Consider the following 17,283-nt stretch of genomic DNA (forward strand, 5'->3'; position numbering starts at 1 on the left):
GCCGGACCGGTCCGGCGGGCGCCCTCTTGCCGGAGAATGACCATGCAGCCTTCCGCCCCCGACAATGCCCTGGCCGCCGGCGCGGCCCTTCTGGCCGCCGCGGACGGCGCGGATGCGGCGGCCCTGCGCCGGCGTCTCGGGAGCGACGATCCCGGCCTGCTCGACGCCTTCGACCGCCATCTCGGGCATCTGCGGGAATCCGATGGCGGCGATGTGGCCGTGGTCCAGGCCCTTGGCCCCGCGAAGGGAGACGCCGCGGCCGCCGCCGGCGTGATGGAGGCGCTGCTGCGCGCCGCAGGCGGTCCCGGCGCCATGGCGCCAGGCCAGGTCGCGGCCGCGCGGCGCGTCTGCGAGACCCTGAATCTGAGTCCGACCCGCTTCGGGCTCTGAGACGCCGGAGGACGGCATGGAGATGGATTTCCGGATCGAGGACACCGTTCTCGAGGGGCGGGTCGTGGCCGTGAACCAGGATCTCGCCCGGATCGGCTGCGATGCGGTCGTGCTCTCGGCCCACCCGACGCTGCTGCCGGGTGGCGGCGTCTCGGGCGCGCTGCATCGCGCCGCCGGGCCCGAGCTCGCCCGGGCGGCGGGGCCCCTGGGACCGCTGGCGCCGGGCGAGGCGGCGGCGACGCCGGGCTTCGCGCTGCCTGCGCGGATGGTGATCCATGCCGTGGCCCCGCCGTGGTCGGGCGGTGGGAGGGGCGAGGCCGAGGGGCTTGCGCGTTGCTATGCCGCCGTGTTCCGGGTGGCGGCGGCAAGCGGCGCACGTTCGCTGGCCATTCCCGCCATCGGCGCCGGGATCTACGGCTGGCCGCCCGATGCGGCGGCCGCGATCGGCGTCGCGGCGGCCAGGGAGTTCGTCGTGGCGGGGCCCGGGCGGCGCGTCGTTTTCGCGCTTCTCGACCTCACGGCCTTTCGTGCCTTCTCGGACCTGCTGACGGGGTGAGGCGTCCCGTCAGCGCCGTGCCGGGTTCTCGGTTCCTTCCGCAGGCGTCGGCGGCTCGGCCTCGGAAGGCTCGGCGGCATCTCCGGCCGGTCGTCCCGCGGCGTGCTCCAGCAGCAGTCGGGCCGCTCTCAGCTTCTCCTCGGACCGCGCAATGGCTTCCCGACAGCGCCGTATCGCGCGCTGCCCGGCCGTGACGAGCTGCTGCCGGCCCTGGTCCATGGCGGCCTCCGTGGCCCACCAGACTGCAGCGACTGGCGCTGCTGTGGGAGGCCGGCGGTGGCGGTATCCCTGAATTCACGCGGCCCGACCGAAGGCGGGGTGCCTCGCCCGGAAGATGGAACGCCCGCCACGGCCGAGGCTTCTATCCGGGAGCGCGTCCGCGCCGTCGTCACGGGGAGGGGAACTCGATGCTCAAGGTGCTGGGGTGGCTGATCGCGATCATCTTCATCATCGGCCTCCTGGTCGTCTTCGGCGTTCTCAAGCTGATCTTCTGATGCCGGCCACCGCGGTGTCGCCCGCCGCTTGTGCGGCCGGGACCCGCGCGCCCGCGCGGGCCGGCATGGTCATGGCCGCAACGCCGAGGACCACGAAGGCAAGGCCGGCCCAGGCCGTGGGCGTCGGCTGCTCGCCCAGGAAGATCATGCCGATGGCGACGCCGAAGGGAACGCGCAGATAGGCCTGCGCCGTGGTTCCCACGGACCCGAGTGTCCGGATCAGGCGGAAGTAAATCACGAAGGCGAGCGCCGTTGAGAAGACCGACAGGCCCAGCAGCGCACCCAGCGAGGCGGGCGAGGGCGACAGCGTCCATGGGCGGTCGACCACAAGGCTCAGCGGGATAAGCAGGGCCGCGCCGCAGATCAGCGAGCCCGCCGCGGGCACCATGGGATGCAGGCCCGAGAAGTTGCGCCCGAACAGGGCGGCCCCCGCATAGCACACCGTCGCGGCGACGATGGCGAGCTGCGCGGCCACGTCCCTGCCAAGCCCACCCAGCACGCCGGGGCCCACGATCAGGCAGATTCCCGCCAGCCCCAGGACGACGCCCGCGAGCTTTCTTCGGTCGGTGGCCTGGCCGCGGGCGAGAGCCAGCGAAAGCAGGAAGGCGAAGACCGGCGTGGTGGCGTTCAGGATCGTCGCAAGGCCGGCCTCCACCGTCAGCTCGGCCCAGGCGATCAGCGTGAAGGGCACCGCGCTGTTGAGGCACGCCTGCACCATCAGGCGACCCCAGACGCCCCTGTCGCGCGGCAGCGCGATGCCCCTAAGGCGCATCAGGGCGAGCAGGAGAAGCCCCGCCATGGCCGTGCGCGCCGCGATCAGCGTCACCGGCGGGATCGTCCCGACCCCGATCCTGATGAAGGTGTAGGAGGCGCCCCACAGGAAGGCGAGGGTCGCAAGGAGGGCCAGCTCCACGGGAAGGCGGGTGGGCGCATGGTTGATTAGCATGGACGGGCCTTGGCGGATGGGGAGCAGGGCGGGCACTCTGCCATGCCTCGCCGAGCCGGTCCCCGGGCGATGCTGCGGCGACGGCCGAAGTCTCGCGCCGTGACCGGACCCATGGCCTGCGCTAGGCTCCCGTCATGACGAGCACCGTTCCGCCTGCCGGTCCGGCGATGATCTCCGGCAATGCCCTGGCCAGCGTGGCCGCCCTGATCGGCGATGTCGCGCGCGCCAACATTCTTCTGGCGCTGATGGATGGCCGGGCGCTGACCGCGGGCGAGCTTGCCTGGCATGCCGGGGTCAGCGCCTCGACCACCAGCGGGCATCTCGCGAAGCTCGCCGATGCCGGGCTGCTGGACGTCGAGCGGCAGGGCCGGCACCGCTACTACCGGCTGGCGGGTGCGGACGTCGCCCGTGCGGTCGAGGCGCTGATGGCGGCCGCTGCGGCGGGGCCACGCCGCCATCGGCCCTGCGGCCCGCGCGACGAGGCGATGCGCCTTGCCCGCACCTGCTACGACCATCTGGCCGGCCGGCTCGGCACGGCGCTGACCGATGCCCTTGTGGCGCGGGAGCATCTGGTGATCGCCGACGGGCTCGGCCTCGTCACGGCTTCGGGCGAGGAGTTCCTGGCCGGGTTCGGGATCGATCCGTCGGTCCTTGCGCCGGGGCGGCGGCCGGCCTGCCGGACTTGCCTGGACTGGAGCGAGCGCCGTCCGCATCTGGCCGGCCGGCTCGGTTCGGCCCTTCGCCACCGCTGCCTGGAGCTCGGCTGGATCGCGCCGGTGCCGCACAGCCGCGCGGTCGCGATCACGGCGCCGGGCCGGCGCGGCTTCGCCGCCGAATTCGGAATCCTCGATGGCCATCTGGCCGTGGCCGCGCCGGCCCGGGGCTGAAGGTGCAGCGCCGAGTGTCCGCGCCCGGCATGCCGTGGCACAATGACCGCGAGCGGGTCCGTGAGGCGGAGGTCCGAGATGCGCATGCGTGAGGTCGGGGCGCCGGAATACCGCTGGCCGGCCAAGGCGCTGCACTGGACGACCGTCGTCCTTCTCCTGATTGTCCTGCCCATGGGCGCGGTGATCAAATTCGTGAAGGACGAGGTGAAGCTGGACTTCTACGCCGTCCACGAATCCCTGGGGCTCGTGGTCCTGGCCGTGATGCTTGTGCGGCTGGTCTTCCGGCTGCTGAACCCGCCGCCGCCGCACGATGCGCTTCCCGCGCCCCTGCGCGTCGTGGCGGGAGCCGTACACTGGCTGCTCTATGCGGCGCTGATCGCGATGCCGGTCAGCGGGTTCCTCGCGACCAACGCATGGGGGTTCCCGCTGCGCTGGTTCGGCCTCTTCCCGGTACCGAGCCCACTGGGCGAGGACAAGGCGATCGCTCCGCTTCTCTCAGCGGTGCACGAGACGCTGGGATGGACGATCTTGGTGCTTCTCGCGCTCCATGTCGGCGGCGTGCTGTTCCATCACGTCCTGCGCCGCGACGGCACGTTGCACCGGATGCTCTGACGCTCAGGAGGCGGGGGCTGGCTCGGGCACCGGCTGGTTGCCGGCCGACTGGGCCGGTGGCTCGGATGCCGTCTCCTCCGAGGGCTCGAGCAGGCGGGTAATCTCGGGGGGCGGGGCGAGGTCCTCGGGGATCGCGCACAGACGCAGGTCTGCGAGCAAGGCGCCCACCGCGGGGCTCGAGGTCGCGCAGGCGAAGGGGATGCAGCCGAGCCATGCCGCCAGCGACGGCGCGGCCCAGGGCAGGGTGCCCGGAGCCTTCCAGGCGAGCAGCCCCGCGACCGCGGCGCCCAGGGCCGTCTGGGGCCACAGACCGGCCGCCGCCTCCCGCGGCGCGAGAGTCCGGTCGCGGCGGTTCTGCGCCTCCCAGATCACCTTGGCGCCGAAAGGCAGCCCGGCCATGAAGATCGCCTCGGCCACCATCATCACAGGGCCGACGAGCCAGGAGAACACCGTCTCGAGCAGCGCCCCTGCGAGGAGCCGCGGTCCGCCGCCGAAGCGCCGGCGCTCGTGCCGGTCCAGCAGGACGCCGAGCACGCCGAGCAGGCGGGGCGCCATGCCGATGCCGATCGAAGCGGCGAAGAGGCCGGCTCCCAGCGCCGCAGGAAACGGCTCGGCCCCGGGCGGGACAGGCACCCAGAGCATCGCGAGGCCGCAGGCCAGCATCAGCAGCCAGAGCGGCGCGCCGAGATACATGAACACCGCGTTCACGAGCTGGAACCGCCCCATGGGATGCAGGTCGAGCCGGCCCAGCAGGCGGAGATACTGCATGTTGCCGAGGCACCAGCGCAGGTCGCGCTTCACGAAGTCGGGCAGGCTCGGCGGGTTCTCCTCCCAGCTCCCGATCTCCTCGGGGAGCACGCGGACCTCCCAGCCGGCCCGGCGCATCATGGCGGCCTCGACCTGGTCGTGGCTGAGCACCTGGCCACCGAGGGGGCCGCGGCCGGGCAGGTCCGGGAAACGGCAATGCTCCAGGAAGGGTTCCGGGCGGATCAGGGCGTTGTGGCCCCAGAAGGGGCCGCCGTCGCCCTGCCACCACGCGGCCCCGAGCGTGTGGGCGCGCATGGCGTGGCGCATCCCGAACTGGAAGATGCGGGCGAAGGCGCTGCCGCTCGGCAGCCCGACCACGAGGCTCTGAAGAATGCCGAGGCGCGGGTTCGCCTGCATCACCCGCACCATGCGCACGAGCGAGGGCCCGGACATCAGGCTGTCGGCGTCCAGCACGGCGACGAAGGCATAGGTGCCGCGGCTGCGGGCCAGGAACTCGCGCAGGTTGCCGGCCTTGAAGCCGGTGTTCTCGTCGCGCCGGCGGTAGTGCACGCGCCCGGCGTGGCGGCGCGGCAGGGCGGACATGGCGGCCTCCTCGGCGGCCACGACCTCGGGGCGCGCGCTGTCGCTGAGCACATGGACGTCGAACATGGCCCCCCAGCCGGTGGCGTCCAGGCTGTCGAGCATCACCTCGACGCGCCGGAGGACCCGCCCGGCGTCCTCGTGCCGGATGCAGACCGCCAGCGCAGTCCGCGCCGTCAGGGGATCCTCCTCGCCATGGGCGCGCAGCCCGGGGAAGACGAGCCCGGCCGGGTCGCGGGCCAGGCGCGCGATCGCGAAGCCCAGGGCCGAATTCCAGAAGCCCAGCATGGTCCAGGGCAGGCCAAGGACGAATGCCGCCATGATGACGGCCTCCAGCCAGTGCCAGCCATTGACCGAGAGCAGCGCCGCCATGGTCCCCGCCATGGCCACGAGGCCCGAAAGGGTGAGGGCCGCGACCAGCGCGCGGCGCCGGACCAGAATCCGCCTGCACGGCTCTTCGGCCGTTCCCGCACGTTGCCCCATGACTGTTCCCGCTGCCCCGTACCCGATGACTCCCGATGACGGTTGACGGGACCAGTCCCGCGCCGACATTCCTGGGCCAACAAGCAGTATGTCGGGGGAGCCGCGTGTCAATCGGATTGGCGGAGGCTTTGTGGATCACCGCACCCGGCCGCGCCGAGCTGCGGCCCGTGGCGTTGCGCGCACCGGGACCTGGCGAGGCGCTCGTCCGGGCGGACTGGGGCGGCATCAGCCGCGGCACCGAGGCGCTGGTGCTGCGCGGCGGCGTGCCGGAAGCCGAGCACGCGCGCATGCGCTGCCCCCACCAGGAGGGCGAGTTTCCCTTTCCCGTCAAATACGGCTATGCGCAGGTCGGCGTGGTCGAGGCGGGGCCGGACGCGACTCTCGGCCGCAGCGTCTTCTGCCTGCATCCCCATCAGGATCGCTTCGTGGTGCCGGTCGAGGCGCTGCACCCGGTGCCCGGCGACGTGCCGCCCGGGCGCGCCGTCCTGGCCGCGAACATGGAGACGGCTCTGAACGGCCTGTGGGACGGAGGGCCGCGGCCGGGCGACCGGATCGCGGTGGTCGGCGCCGGGGTGGTGGGCGCCCTGGCGGCCTATCTGTGCGGACGGATCCCGGGAACCGAGACCACGCTGGTGGACATCGATCCGTCCCGCGCGGCCCTGGCGGCGGCGCTCGGCGTCGGGTTCGCCGCTCCAGAGCACGCGCCCCATGACTGCGACCTCGTCTTCCATGCGAGCGCCAGCGCTGCGGGCCTCGCCACCGCGATCGGCTGCGCGGGGTTCGAGGCCCGCGTGATTGAGCTGAGCTGGTATGGGAACAACGCGGTCCTTGTGCCCCTGGGCGGCGCCTATCATGCGGGGCGAATCAAGCTGGTCTCGTCCCAGGTGGGATCGGTCGCCGAGTCGCGGCGGGCGCGGTGGAGCCACGGGCGGCGGATGGACAAGGCCATCTCCCTGCTGGCGGACGGACGACTGGACGCGCTGCTGACGGGCGCGACGCCGCTGCGGGAGCTGCCCGACACCTATCCCGCCGTCCTGGGGGCGCCCGGGACCCTGTGCCACCGCGTCCGCTACGACGCCTGAGGGAGGTCGCATGTACGCTGTCGAGGTCCGCGATCACATCATGATCGCCCACAGCCTGCCGGGAGAGACCTTCGGCCCGGCGCAGCGCCTTCACGGGGCGACCTTCGTCGTGGATGCGACCTTCTTCCGCGAGCGCCTGGACGAGGACGAGATCGTCGTCGATATCGGCCTTGCGACCGAGGCGCTGTCCGCCGCGCTGGAGCCGCTGCGCTACCGAAACCTCGACGAGGTTCCGGAGATGAAGGGACGCAAGACGACGACCGAGTTCCTGGCCCGCCACATCTTCGACCGGCTCGCCGATGCGATCCGCGCAGGCCGCCTGGGCCCAGCGGGCCGGGAGATCCGGCGCCTCCGGGTCACGCTGCATGAATCCCATGTGGCGCGCGCCTGGTTCGAGGCGGATGTTGACGGCTGAGATCCTTCTCGCGGTCCCCGGGGATCCGGAGACCCTGACCGGCGGCTACGGCTACGACCGTCGTCTCGTCGCCGAGCTCGGCGCACTCGGCCGGTCGGCGTCGTTCCTGCGGTTGCCCGATGGCTTCCCGTTTCCCGACGCGGCCGCGCGCGAGGCCGCCGAGGGAGCCTTCTCGGCGCTGCCCGACGGATCCCTGGTGCTGGCGGACGGGCTCGCCTACGGCGTGCTCCCGGCGCTGGCCGCGCGCGAGGCGCGGCGCCTGCGCCTGGTGGCGCTGGTCCATCACCCGCTGGCGCTGGAGAGCGGCCTTTCTGACGCGGCGGTGCGCGGGCTGTGCGAGAGCGAGCGTCACGCCCTGCGGCATGCGCGCGCGGTGGTCGCCACCAGTGCCACCACCGCGGGCATCCTCGCGGCGGAGTACGGGGTCGATCCCGCGCGCCTTCATGTGGCGCCACCCGGCACCGATCCCGCGCCCCGGGCACCGGCCGATGGAGACCCGCCGCTGATCCTCTCGGTCGGGACCGTCACGCCGCGCAAGGGCTTCGACGTCCTGGTCCGCGCGCTGGCCTCGGTGGCGAACCGGCCTTGGCGCTGCCGGATCGTCGGAAGCCTCGATCGCGACCGCGCCGCCGCGGCGGACCTGCAGGCGCTGGTGCTCCGGCTCGGCCTCCGCGACCGGGTCGAACTCCTTGGCGAGACCCGGAACGTCGGGGACCTGCTCGGCGGCGCGGACCTCTTCGTGCTCGCGTCCCGCTACGAGGGCTATGGCATGGCCTATGCGGAAGCGCTGGCGCGTGGCCTTCCGGTGGTCGGGACGACTGGCGGCGCGATCCCCGAAGTGGTGCCGCCAGCGGCCGGGATCCTGGTTCCCCCAGATGATCCCGAGGCGCTGGCCGGGGCGCTGGCCGCGCTCCTCGACGACCCGTCGCGCCGGAGGGGCATGTCCGATGCCGCCTGGGCGGCGGCGGCGGCGCAGCCGCGCTGGTCCGGGACGGCGGCCGTGGTGGCACGGGCCCTCGAGGTGGCATCGGAGAGCGGGGAGGGACGGGCGTGAGCAGCTTCGATGCCGGATGGCTCGACCTGCGCGAGCCCGCGGACCGGGCGGGCCGCGACATGGACCTGCTGAGCCGCGCGGCCAGGGTGGCTGCGCGGTCCGATCCGCCGGTGGTGGTGGATCTCGGCGCGGGGACGGGCGCGACCATGCGCGCCCTTGGCCCGCTGCTGGCGCCGCGCCAGACCTGGCGTCTAATCGACCGCGACCCGGCCCTGCTGGCGGAGGCCTGCCGCCGGGCCGCGGAGGTGGCGCCTTCCGGCACCGTGGTCGAACAGGTGGAGCAGGACCTCGGCGACATCGCCTCCCTGCCTCTGGAGGGGGCAACGCTGGTGACGGCCTCGGCGCTGCTCGACCTGCTGCCGGACACCTGGCTGCGGGCCTTCGCGACCCGGATCGCCTCCCTCGCGCTGCCGCTCTATGCAGCGCTGACCTATGACGGGAGGACGAGCTGGTGCCCCGTCCACGCGCGCGATGCCGACATGGCGGCGGCGCTGAATCGACACCAGCGCACGGACAAGGGTCTGGGATCCGCCCTCGGTCCGGATGCGGCCCCGCGCCTCGCCGAGCTGATGCGGCGGCAGGGCTACGCGGTCTTCCAGGCGGAAAGTCCCTGGGTGCTCGGTCCTGCCCAGGCGCGCCTACAGCAGGCTCTCGCCGAAGGCTACGGCCAGGCGGCGCGCGACCTGGATCTTCTTCCCGCGGCTGTCGTCGATGCGTGGCTCGTGTTCCGGCGCCGCGAGGCCACGACCGGCACCGCCGAGATCGGGCACCTGGACCTGCTCGCGCTGCCGCCGGACCTCAGGGACCGCTGAGCCCGGCGGATCCGCCGGGGCCTTCTGCGAGGCGGCCGCTGCTGCCGAGCATGCAGTCGAACAGCACGTCCCTGCCCAGCGCGTAGACCTGCGCCTGCGGGCGGATCGCGGAATCGAGCCGCTCGATGGGCGGCAGGCACAGGCCCACGGGCCCAGCCCCGATGATCAGCGGCGCGATGCCGACATGCAGCCGGTCCACGGCGCCTGCCGCGATGAAGCGGGCGATGGTCTTCGCCCCGCCCTCGACCAGCAGGCGGCGCAGCCCGAGCTCGGCCAGCGCCGCAACGATTGCGCGGGGCGGCAAGCCGTTATCGCCATCTGCCGCGATTTCGACCACCTCGACACCCGGCGGGCGCGGCACGCGGGCCGTCTGGATCACGATGCGGCGGCAGCCGTCGTCGCGGAACACCTTCGCGCCGTCGGGAACCCGGCCGCGCGGATCGATGACCACGCGGGCAGGGTCCGGGCCGGGCACGTGGCGGACGTTCAGCATCGGGTCGTCGGCCAGCACCGTGCCGACGCCGACCACCACCGCGTCCACGAGGGCGCGGCAGCGGTGCAGGTGCACAAGCGCCTCATCGCAGGAGATCGTCCGGGAATGGCCAGTGACCGTCGCGATGCGGCCGTCCAGCGACTGGCCGAGCTGGGCAAGGACAAGCGGGCGGTCACGCCGGGCGAGCGGCGCGTAGAGCTCCCATGCCGGCTCCGCCTGCGCGCGCTCGGCACGGCCCGCGGGCAGTCCTACGCCCAGCAGTGCCTCCCAGAGAGGATCGTCGACATTTATGGACCGCATGCGCGACACCCCGGGGAAGCCCGAATCCGTCCAATCCTGCGCGGCGCCCGGGAGGACCGGCAAGGGGGCGTCGGGGTGAGTGGCGTCATATGCCCAAAGTCCTCCCCGGAGGGGCAGGCCGGACTGCAAGCCTTGCTTGACGCGCTTCACGATACCGCGCATATAATTAGTTGGCCACACGAACAGAATGGTGGCTGCCCGACGGGAATGACGGCGGCAGACCGGAGACCCGGCGGGGCAGGGAGGGAACGTCCACGGTGTTCCGCGCAAAGGCGCGGCGCCATCGCCTCCGCCGGGCAGCCTGTCCTCCGGGACAGCGCGACGCCCGGCGGCAGTGCGAACGGTCCAGTGGCTCCCAAGGTCACGCCGGGGCCGCAGCCCGGACATCGCACAGAAATACGACGCCCGGATCGCACCGACCGAACTACAGCGTCGCGAAACTGTGGCCGTGCGCTGACCAACCCCCTGGGATTACCCGGCCTTTCCGATTGGCTGATGCCTTGGCACGGCTGTTATGCTGGCGTCGGTCACGGCCCACATGGGGAGCCCTTGTACGTCCCGCCCGGCTATAGCGCCTTGATCATCATGTCCGAGGACTATCTCGGCATGCTGACCCCCGAGCAGCTCTGGGACCTGGACCGCCGCGAAAGGGACGGCGAGCTGGTCCTGGTGGAGAGCGGCGGCTTCCTGCGGCGCTTCTGCGAGGTCTCCTGGCGCACGTTGCACTGACTCCGGCGCAATGGCCCCGATGACGGAGCCGTTCCGCGCGTTCGTCGGGCGAAGCTGGCGCTCCGCGACGCCGGCGTGCAACGGCCATCCCGTTCCGGCCGTTCTCACGGGAGAGGAGGAGGTGTCATGAAGGCTTTTCTGCTCGGGGTCGCTTTTTCCGTCGGGCTGGCGGTCCTATCCGGCTTCGCCATGCAGGACCTGTTCTCGCGCCCCGCGGACGAGACGTTCGCGTCGCCGTCGGTCCGCGTCGGGGATGACGGGTCGATTGCCGCCAGGGGCTTCTCGGGGGAGGCCCGCTGATCTCCCGCAGGTTGCGGTGATGCTCGGCCGTTGATTCCCAGCCGTTGATTCCTGGCGCTTGAGGCTCGGGCGCCGATGCCTGGCCGGGCGCAAGGGCGGCCCGGCCAGGATACTTTGCGATCAGTCCGCGCCGGCGGGGTGGTGATCGATCTCGCCGATCTCGTGCCGGCGCGGCGGCGTGCGCAGGCCAAGGCGCTTGCGCATGGTCTGGTACCAGCCGCTGTGGTGCTCGACCGCCCAGTTCTCGTCGACCTCGCCACGGCCCATGGCGTCGAAGGCGCCCTCCATGCCCAGGGTGCCGATGTAGATGTGGGCGACGATGCCGGCGATCATCACCGCCGCGCCGAGACCATGGATCACGTGGACGATCTGCTGGCCGCTGATGTCGGTCACGTAGAAGGGCAGCATCATCAGGTAGCCTGTGATCGCCATGGCGAGGCCGCCCAGCACGACCATCCAGAAGACGCCCTTCTGCCCGGCGTTGAAGCGACCGGCCTCGGGATGCCCTCCCGGCCCCTTTCCCAGGAAGCCGCCGCCGGCTTTGATCCAGGCGATGTCGGACTTCTCGGGAATGTTGTCGCGGATCCACAGGACGATCATCAGCAGCAGGCCCACCACGAAGGGCACGCTGAAGAAGTTGTGCAGCCAGGTCGTCACGATGGCCGTCGCCGTGAACGCGTCGTGGCCCATCAGGGGGATCAGCAGCGGGCGCCCGAAGGTCACCACCAGCCCGCTGATGGCCAGCACCAGGAAGCTGGTCGCCGTCGACCAGTGGGCGAAGCGCTCGAGCCCGTTGAAGCGCGGGATCATGCGGCCCGACCGCCCCGCCTCGATCCGGATCGTGCCCTTGAACAGATAGAAGATCAGGACTGCCGCGATCATGCCGAGGATCAGCACTGCCGCGACGATGCGAAGCGTCGAGGTGCGCCATTCGCGCCACTCGCGCCCTTCGGGCTGCACCAGCACCGACAGCTTCCGGTCAGGGATCGAGACAATACCCCGCAGCTCGGATTCCCGGTCCATGTAGATTTGGACCTCGTCCTTGCTGGCGGCCGGCGCCTGGCCCGGGACCTGATAGAGCTGCGCCTGCGCGCCGTGAGCGCCCGCATGCAGCACAAGCCCCAGCAGTGCCGGGAGAAGGACCTTCTTGAGCCATGTCATCGCGGCGTCCTCCGTCCCGTCAGGTCTGCTGCTCGATGCTGGGGCTCCCCGGCCGGAAGGAGTCACCCTGCCGGTCACGGTAGGCGGTGGACCAGCCCCAGGCCCCGGAGCCGTAGCCGCGGCGGACCACCCGCTCCTTGTAGATGTCGGCCAGCTCGTCGCCATCACCGGCCATCAGCGCCCTGGTCGAGCACATCTCGGCGCAGAGCGGCAGCTTGCCCTCGGCCAAGCGGTTCGAGCCGTATTTCTGGTATTCCTCGGGCGTGTTGTCCTGCTCGGGCCCGGCTGCGCAGAAGGTGCATTTGTCCATCTTGCCGCGGGAGCCGAAATTGGTGGCCTGCGGGTACTGCGGCGCGCCGAAGGGGCAGGCGTAGAAGCAGTAGCCGCAGCCGATGCAGAGATCCTTGGAGTGCAGGACCACGCCGTCCGCCGTCTGGTAGAAGCAGTCGACCGGGCACACGGCGGCGCATGGCGCGTCCGTGCAGTGCATGCAGGCCATGGAGATCGAGCGCTCGCCCGGGCGCCCGTCGTTCAGCGTGACGACACGACGGCGGTTGATGCCCCAGGGCACCTCGTGCTCGTTCTTGCAGGCGGTGACGCAGGCGTTGCACTCGATGCAGCGCTCCGCATCGCACAGGAACTTCATGCGGGCCATCGGCTCGTCCTCCCTCAGGCCGGTTCGACCCGGCAAAGCGTGACTTTCGTTTCCTGCATCGCCGTCACGGGGTCATAGCCGTAGGTCGTGACGCCGTTCACGGCCTCGCCGAGTACGATGGGGTCGGTGCCCTCCGGATAGTTGCCGCGCAGGCTCTGGCCCTGCCAGACGCCGGAGAAGTGGAAGGGCATGAAGACGACGCCGGCCGCAACGCGGTCGGTGACCAGCGCCATCACGCGTGCCTTCGAGCGGTTCTCGGGACCGTAGACCCAGACCAGCTTTCCGTTCTCGATCCCGAGACGCCGCGCATCCTCGGTGTTGATCTCGGCGAACATGTCCTGCTGCAGCTCGGCCAGCCACGGGTTGGAGCGCGTTTCCTCGCCGCCGCCCTCGTACTCGACCAGTCGGCCCGAGGTCAGGATCATGGGGAAATCCCGCTGGATGTTCCGGTCCGTCACCTGGAACTGCACGGACCGCGCCAGCATGGGGAGGCGGAAGTCGCGCTTGTCCTCGATCGCCGGGAACTCGCGGACCAGCTCCGGCCGGGGCGAGTAGATGGGCTCGCGGTGCACGGGTACCGGGTCCGGCAGGTTCCAGGCGACCGCGCGGGCCTTGGCGTTGCCGTGGGGCACGCAGCCGTGCTTGAGCGCCACGCGGACGATGCCCATCGACAGGTCGGTTTGCCAGCTCACGTCGTCGATCTTGTCGCCGCCAATGGCCTGGATCACCGCCAGCTCCTCAGGGAGCAGGTCCTTGTCCCAGCCGAGCTTCTTCAGCATGGCCATGGTGAACTCGGGATAGCCGTCGGTGAGCTCCGAGCCCTTGGAGTAGGAGCCCTCGGCCAGGAGTGTCTGGCCGTTCCGCTCGACGCCGAAGCGGGCGCGGAAGGTGCTGCCGCCGTCCATCACGTGCTTGGACGTGTCGTAGAGTACGGCCGTACCCGGATGGCGCATCTCAGGCGTGCCCCAGCACGGCCATGGCAGCCCGTAGTAGTCGCCCGCGACCGGGCCGCTGGAAGCCCGCATGGAGATCTTGTCGAAGTTCGCCTGGTATTTCATGTGGAGCTTCAGGCGCTCGGGCGACTGCCCGGTGTAGCCGACGGCCAGTGCCCCCTTGTTCATCTCGCGCAGGATGTCCTCGGGGACCGGGCGGATGCCCTCGACCGTGATGTGCTTGAACATCTCGTTCGCGAAGCCGAGCTTGCGCGCGAGCATGTAGATGATGGTGTAGTCGTCGCGGCTTTCGAAGATCGGCTCGACGACCTTCTCGCCCCACTGCATGGAACGGTTCGAGCAGGTCCGCGACCCGTCGGTCTCGAACTGGGTGCATGCCGGCAGAAGGTAGGTGCCGTTGCGACGCTGCGCGAAGGAGGCGAAGGTGGTCGGGTGCGGATCGGCAACCACCAGCAGCCGAAGGCGCTCCAGCCCGGCCAGCATGTCGGGCATGCGGGTGACGGTATTGCCGCCGTGCCCGAACACGATCATCGCCTTCAGGGTGTCAGGCTGCTGGATCTCCTCCTTCTTCGCGAGGACGCCGTCGAACCAGCGGGTGGTCGGGATGCCCTTCGTCTCCATCAGCTCCTTGGAGGCGAAGCGCGAGATCATGTAGTCGTAGGGGACGTCCCAGACGCGCGCCCAGTGCTTCCAGGCGCCCTCGGCCAGGCCGTAGTAGGCCGGCAGCGAGGTGACGTCGAGGCCGAAGTCGGTCGCGCCCTGCACGTTGCAGTGGCCACGATAGATGTTCGCGCCGCCGCCCTCGACGCCGATGTTGCCGACGGCGAGCTGGAAGATCGAAAGGGCGCGGACGTTGGCGGTGCCCGTCGTGTGCTGGGTGATGCCCATGCACCAGATCATGGTCGAGGGCTTGTTCTTCGCCATGGTCTCGGCGACGCGCCTGACCTGGTCAGGCGGGACGCCGGTGACCCGTTCGACCGCCTCGGGCGTCCATTTCTTCACCTCGGCCCGGACCTCGTCCATGCCGTAGACGCGCTGGCGGATGTATTCCTTGTCTTCCCAGCCGTTCTCGAAGATGTGCCAGAGCATGCCCCAGACGAAGGGGATGTCGGTGCCCGGGCGGATCCGGACGTATTCGGTCGCGTGGGCCGCCGTGCGGGTGAAGCGCGGGTCGACGACGATGAAGGGCGCACGGTTGCGCTCCTTGCCACGCAGCATGTGCTGCATGGATACCGGATGGGCCTCGGCGGGGTTGCCGCCGACAATCATCAGGGCCTTGGAGTTCTGGATGTCGTTGTAGGAGTTCGTCATGGCGCCGTAGCCCCAGGTGTTCGCCACACCTGCGACCGTGGTGCTGTGACAGATCCGCGCCTGGTGATCGACGTTGTTGGTGCCCCAGAACGCCGCCAGCTTGCGGTAGAGATAGGCGCCCTCGTTCGAGAACTTGGCAGAGCCCAGCCAGAACACCGACTCCGGCCCGGATTTCTGACGGATGTCCAGCAGCTCGTTCCCGATTTCCTCGATGGCCTGGTCCCAGCCGATCCGCCGCCACTCGCCGTCGACGAGCTTCATGGGATAGCGTAGGCGCCGCGAGCCATGGGTGAGCTCGCGGACCGAAGCCCCCTTGGCGCAGTGGGTGCCCTGGCTGATCGGGCTCTCCCAGCCGGGCTCCTGCTGGACCCAGACGCCGTTCTGCACCTCGGCGATGACGGTGCAGCCAACCGAGCAATGGGTGCAGATGTTCTTGCGGGTGACGGTCTCGATGCCGGGCTGTATGGCTGCGGCCTCGGCCCGCCGGGCGACCGTGCCCGGGAGGGCGCCAAGAGCCGCCAGTCCGCCCGCGGCGAGACCGGAATTGCGCAGGAACGAGCGTCGGTCCATGCCGCCGCCGGCCCCGGCCAGGGCAGGCGACAGGGAGCGGCGGGCGGGTGCGTCGGCGCGGCGCTTGGTCAGCATGGCCGGATCCCCCTCAGAGCCGGTTCAGCGCGTAGTAGCGCTTCACGTGCTCGCTGCTCTGGTAGCGCGGCTTCACCTGCTCCTGCGGTGTCTCCCGCGCCTCGGCCTCGGTGCCCGTCGCGGCGATCGCGGCCGCTCCGGCGCTGGCCAGCCCCACCGTCTTCAGGAACTGCCGGCGTTCCAGTCCGGGCTTCGTGTCGTCTCGGCTCATCCCCGTGCTCCTCATCGCGTCGCCTGCACCTGCGCGCGGCTGTTCTCTTGTGACGTCGCCGGAGGGCGAGGGGGAGGACGGCGCGGACCGGCCGGACCCGAGCTGCCGCCCTGCCGAGGCCGGGGGCATTTCGGGTCGAACGCTACGTGCTCGGCCCTCGAAGGCCGGCCCGTCCATCGGTCATCGCGGCGCCCTATTCCCTGCTTCCGGTGAGGGAACACCTGTGGAACCCGATTGTTTCGGGTCCATAAGGACAGCTCTGCCTATGGAAGGAGAAGGGCTTGCACGTGCCACCGTTTCGCGTCCTTGCGGGGATGATCGCTGTGTCGCTGATCGCGTGCCCCGGCATGGCCCAGCAGCCCGCCGATGGCGGCCAGGCCGAGGCGGTGCAGCAGTCGCCCGCCGTGCGGGACAGCCAGCAGCCGGAGCCGAACGCGCAGGGCGTCCGGTCGCCCAAGGCGTCAACGAACGGCAACACCGCGGGCCAGGATCTCCAGTCCGCGCTGGCCGACTTCTACGAGGCGCCGCCCGACGTTCAGGGCAACCGCATCCCGCGCCCCAACGAGGTCGGCAGCAACCCGGACATGCGCAACGAGCCGACGCGATCGGAGAATCCCTCCGACCTGTCGAGCAGGGAGGTCAAATAGGCGAAGGCCCGGGCGTTGCCGCCCGGGCCTTGCTGCTGATCCTTTCCCGTGTCGGGCCAGGCAGGCTGCCGGTTGCAGTTTGCCAGTTCAGGCCTGCGCCGCGAGCGGCGATGCCGGGCAGGACACCCCCGTGCCGCCGAGGCCGCAATAGCCCCCGGGGTTCTTCGCGAGATACTGCTGGTGATAGTCCTCGGCGTAGTAGAAGGGCGGCGCCTCGCGGATCTCCGTGGTGATGCGGCCGTATCCCGCGGACGTCAGCTCGCGCTGGTACGCCTCCAGTGACGCCTCGGCCCGGCGCCGCTGGTCCTCGGACGCGACGTAGATGGCCGAGCGGTACTGCGTGCCGATGTCGTTGCCCTGTCGCATACCCTGGGTCGGGTTGTGGCTTTCCCAGAAGATGCGGAGCATGTCGTCGTAGCTCGTCACCGAGGGGTCAAAGACCACCAGCACGACTTCGGTGTGCCCGGTCCTGCCGGAGCAGACCTCCTCGTAGGTGGGGTTCGGCGTGTGCCCGCCGGCGTAGCCGACGGCCGTCACGTGGACGCCCCTGGCCTGCCAGAACTTGCGCTCCGCACCCCAGAAGCAGCCGAGGCCGAACACCGCGGTCGCGAAGCCATCGGGCCATGGTCCCTTCAGGGAATGGCCGTTCACATGATGACGCTCGGGGACCGGCATCGCATGCTCGCGGCCCGGAAGCGCCTGCTCCGGCGCGGGCATGGCGGTCTTGTCGCGAAACATCCCCATCATCTGCGAAACTCCCTCGATCGTTCCCAGAACATGTGGGAAGCGCCGGCCCGCCG

Annotated in this window: 21 protein-coding genes; 12 read left to right on the forward strand and 9 right to left on the reverse strand. The window is 70.9% G+C overall.

All coding sequences use genetic code 11. From position 1 onward, the window contains the following. Positions 1 to 42: 42 nt before the first annotated feature. Together JUB13_RS13385 and JUB13_RS13390 are read left to right on the forward strand one after the other, a co-directional pair. Positions 43 to 390 (forward strand): hypothetical protein, encoded by a 348-nt coding sequence (locus JUB13_RS13385; protein ID WP_207479659.1) that lies wholly within the window; start codon positions 43 to 45, stop codon positions 388 to 390. Between the two features lie 16 nt (positions 391 to 406). Continuing rightward, complete coding sequence (locus tag JUB13_RS13390) at positions 407 to 946, forward strand: macro domain-containing protein (RefSeq protein ID WP_236024922.1); 540 nt, start codon at positions 407 to 409, stop codon at positions 944 to 946. Positions 947 to 955: 9 nt separating this feature from the next. On the opposite strand, the gene JUB13_RS13395 is transcribed toward JUB13_RS13390, so the two are convergent. After that, positions 956 to 1,165, reverse strand: coding sequence for a hypothetical protein (locus JUB13_RS13395; protein WP_207479661.1), 210 nt, complete (start codon positions 1,163 to 1,165; stop codon positions 956 to 958). Between the two features lie 188 nt (positions 1,166 to 1,353). On the opposite strand from JUB13_RS13395, the gene JUB13_RS32350 reads away from it, so the two are divergent. Then, positions 1,354 to 1,440: a small membrane protein YohP gene (locus JUB13_RS32350; protein WP_456237111.1), complete on the forward strand. Its 87-nt coding sequence runs from the start codon at positions 1,354 to 1,356 to the stop codon at positions 1,438 to 1,440. Here JUB13_RS32350 and JUB13_RS13400 read toward each other — a convergent pair. Continuing rightward, positions 1,424 to 2,386: a DMT family transporter gene (locus JUB13_RS13400; RefSeq protein ID WP_207479663.1), complete on the reverse strand. Its 963-nt coding sequence runs from the start codon at positions 2,384 to 2,386 to the stop codon at positions 1,424 to 1,426. The genes JUB13_RS32350 and JUB13_RS13400 overlap by 17 nt on opposite strands. A 134-nt stretch (positions 2,387 to 2,520) precedes the next feature. Between JUB13_RS13400 and JUB13_RS13405 the strand changes: the two genes are divergently transcribed. Both JUB13_RS13405 and JUB13_RS13410 read left to right on the forward strand, forming a co-directional pair. Continuing rightward, positions 2,521 to 3,273, forward strand: coding sequence for an ArsR/SmtB family transcription factor (locus tag JUB13_RS13405; protein ID WP_236024923.1), 753 nt, complete (start codon positions 2,521 to 2,523; stop codon positions 3,271 to 3,273). A gap of 78 nt (positions 3,274 to 3,351) precedes the next feature. Next, positions 3,352 to 3,885 (forward strand): cytochrome b, encoded by a 534-nt coding sequence (locus JUB13_RS13410; RefSeq protein ID WP_236024924.1) that lies wholly within the window; start codon positions 3,352 to 3,354, stop codon positions 3,883 to 3,885. A 3-nt stretch (positions 3,886 to 3,888) separates the two neighbouring features. Here JUB13_RS13410 and mdoH read toward each other — a convergent pair whose 3' ends face one another. Continuing rightward, the gene (mdoH, locus tag JUB13_RS13415) at positions 3,889 to 5,715 is read right to left on the reverse strand and encodes a glucans biosynthesis glucosyltransferase MdoH (protein ID WP_207479665.1); all 1,827 of its coding nucleotides are present in this window, start codon (positions 5,713 to 5,715) and stop codon (positions 3,889 to 3,891) included. Between the two features lie 104 nt (positions 5,716 to 5,819). Here mdoH and JUB13_RS13420 point away from each other — a divergent pair, with 104 nt between their 5' ends. From JUB13_RS13420 to JUB13_RS13435, 4 genes are read left to right on the forward strand one after another with little or no spacing between them, the layout of a single operon-like run. Then, a complete protein-coding gene (locus tag JUB13_RS13420) occupies positions 5,820 to 6,797 on the forward strand; it encodes an MDR/zinc-dependent alcohol dehydrogenase-like family protein (RefSeq protein WP_207479667.1) in 978 nt (325 codons plus the stop codon). A 10-nt stretch (positions 6,798 to 6,807) separates the two neighbouring features. Continuing rightward, positions 6,808 to 7,212, forward strand: a complete 405-nt coding sequence (locus JUB13_RS13425; protein ID WP_207479669.1) for a 6-pyruvoyl trahydropterin synthase family protein — start codon at positions 6,808 to 6,810, stop codon at positions 7,210 to 7,212. Then, positions 7,202 to 8,266 carry a glycosyltransferase family 4 protein gene (locus JUB13_RS13430; RefSeq protein ID WP_207479671.1) on the forward strand — a complete coding sequence of 355 codons (1,065 nt, stop codon included), beginning with the start codon at positions 7,202 to 7,204 and terminating at the stop codon, positions 8,264 to 8,266. The genes JUB13_RS13425 and JUB13_RS13430 overlap by 11 nt, the downstream gene beginning before the upstream one ends. After that, positions 8,263 to 9,078, forward strand: coding sequence for a class I SAM-dependent methyltransferase (locus JUB13_RS13435; protein ID WP_207479673.1), 816 nt, complete (start codon positions 8,263 to 8,265; stop codon positions 9,076 to 9,078). The genes JUB13_RS13430 and JUB13_RS13435 overlap by 4 nt, the downstream gene beginning before the upstream one ends. On the opposite strand, the gene JUB13_RS13440 is transcribed toward JUB13_RS13435, so the two are convergent. Then, the gene (locus JUB13_RS13440) at positions 9,065 to 9,871 is read right to left on the reverse strand and encodes a RibD family protein (protein ID WP_207479676.1); all 807 of its coding nucleotides are present in this window, start codon (positions 9,869 to 9,871) and stop codon (positions 9,065 to 9,067) included. The two genes, JUB13_RS13435 and JUB13_RS13440, sit on opposite strands and share 14 nt — an antisense overlap. Positions 9,872 to 10,447: 576 nt before the next feature. Here JUB13_RS13440 and JUB13_RS13445 point away from each other — a divergent pair. Continuing rightward, the gene (locus JUB13_RS13445) at positions 10,448 to 10,600 is read left to right on the forward strand and encodes a hypothetical protein (RefSeq protein WP_207479678.1); all 153 of its coding nucleotides are present in this window, start codon (positions 10,448 to 10,450) and stop codon (positions 10,598 to 10,600) included. A gap of 126 nt (positions 10,601 to 10,726) precedes the next feature. After that, positions 10,727 to 10,900 (forward strand): hypothetical protein, encoded by a 174-nt coding sequence (locus JUB13_RS13450; protein ID WP_207479680.1) that lies wholly within the window; start codon positions 10,727 to 10,729, stop codon positions 10,898 to 10,900. Positions 10,901 to 11,020: 120 nt separating this feature from the next. Here JUB13_RS13450 and JUB13_RS13455 read toward each other — a convergent pair whose 3' ends face one another. The 4 genes from JUB13_RS13455 to JUB13_RS13470 are packed head-to-tail and all read right to left on the reverse strand — an operon-like array spanning position 11,021 to position 15,836. Then, the gene (locus tag JUB13_RS13455) at positions 11,021 to 12,061 is read right to left on the reverse strand and encodes a formate dehydrogenase subunit gamma (RefSeq protein ID WP_207479682.1); all 1,041 of its coding nucleotides are present in this window, start codon (positions 12,059 to 12,061) and stop codon (positions 11,021 to 11,023) included. Between the two features lie 19 nt (positions 12,062 to 12,080). Then, on the reverse strand, positions 12,081 to 12,716 hold the full coding sequence (gene fdh3B, locus JUB13_RS13460) for a formate dehydrogenase FDH3 subunit beta (RefSeq protein ID WP_207479684.1): 636 nt from the start codon (positions 12,714 to 12,716) through the stop codon (positions 12,081 to 12,083). A 14-nt stretch (positions 12,717 to 12,730) separates the two neighbouring features. Further along, entirely contained in the window at positions 12,731 to 15,625 is a 2,895-nt protein-coding gene (locus tag JUB13_RS13465; protein ID WP_207479686.1) for a formate dehydrogenase subunit alpha, read from the reverse strand. Between the two features lie 13 nt (positions 15,626 to 15,638). Next, positions 15,639 to 15,836 carry a twin-arginine translocation signal domain-containing protein gene (locus JUB13_RS13470; RefSeq protein WP_207479687.1) on the reverse strand — a complete coding sequence of 66 codons (198 nt, stop codon included), beginning with the start codon at positions 15,834 to 15,836 and terminating at the stop codon, positions 15,639 to 15,641. A gap of 323 nt (positions 15,837 to 16,159) precedes the next feature. Here JUB13_RS13470 and JUB13_RS13475 point away from each other — a divergent pair, with 323 nt between their 5' ends. Further along, on the forward strand, positions 16,160 to 16,483 hold the full coding sequence (locus tag JUB13_RS13475) for a hypothetical protein (protein ID WP_207479689.1): 324 nt from the start codon (positions 16,160 to 16,162) through the stop codon (positions 16,481 to 16,483). A gap of 87 nt (positions 16,484 to 16,570) precedes the next feature. On the opposite strand, the gene msrA is transcribed toward JUB13_RS13475, so the two are convergent. Further along, positions 16,571 to 17,230, reverse strand: a complete 660-nt coding sequence (gene msrA, locus JUB13_RS13480; RefSeq protein WP_207479691.1) for a peptide-methionine (S)-S-oxide reductase MsrA — start codon at positions 17,228 to 17,230, stop codon at positions 16,571 to 16,573. Positions 17,231 to 17,283 lie beyond the last annotated feature (53 nt).

The organism is Arenibaculum pallidiluteum (genome assembly GCF_017355985.1).
Taxonomy (GTDB): Bacteria; Pseudomonadota; Alphaproteobacteria; order Azospirillales; family Azospirillaceae; genus Arenibaculum; species Arenibaculum pallidiluteum.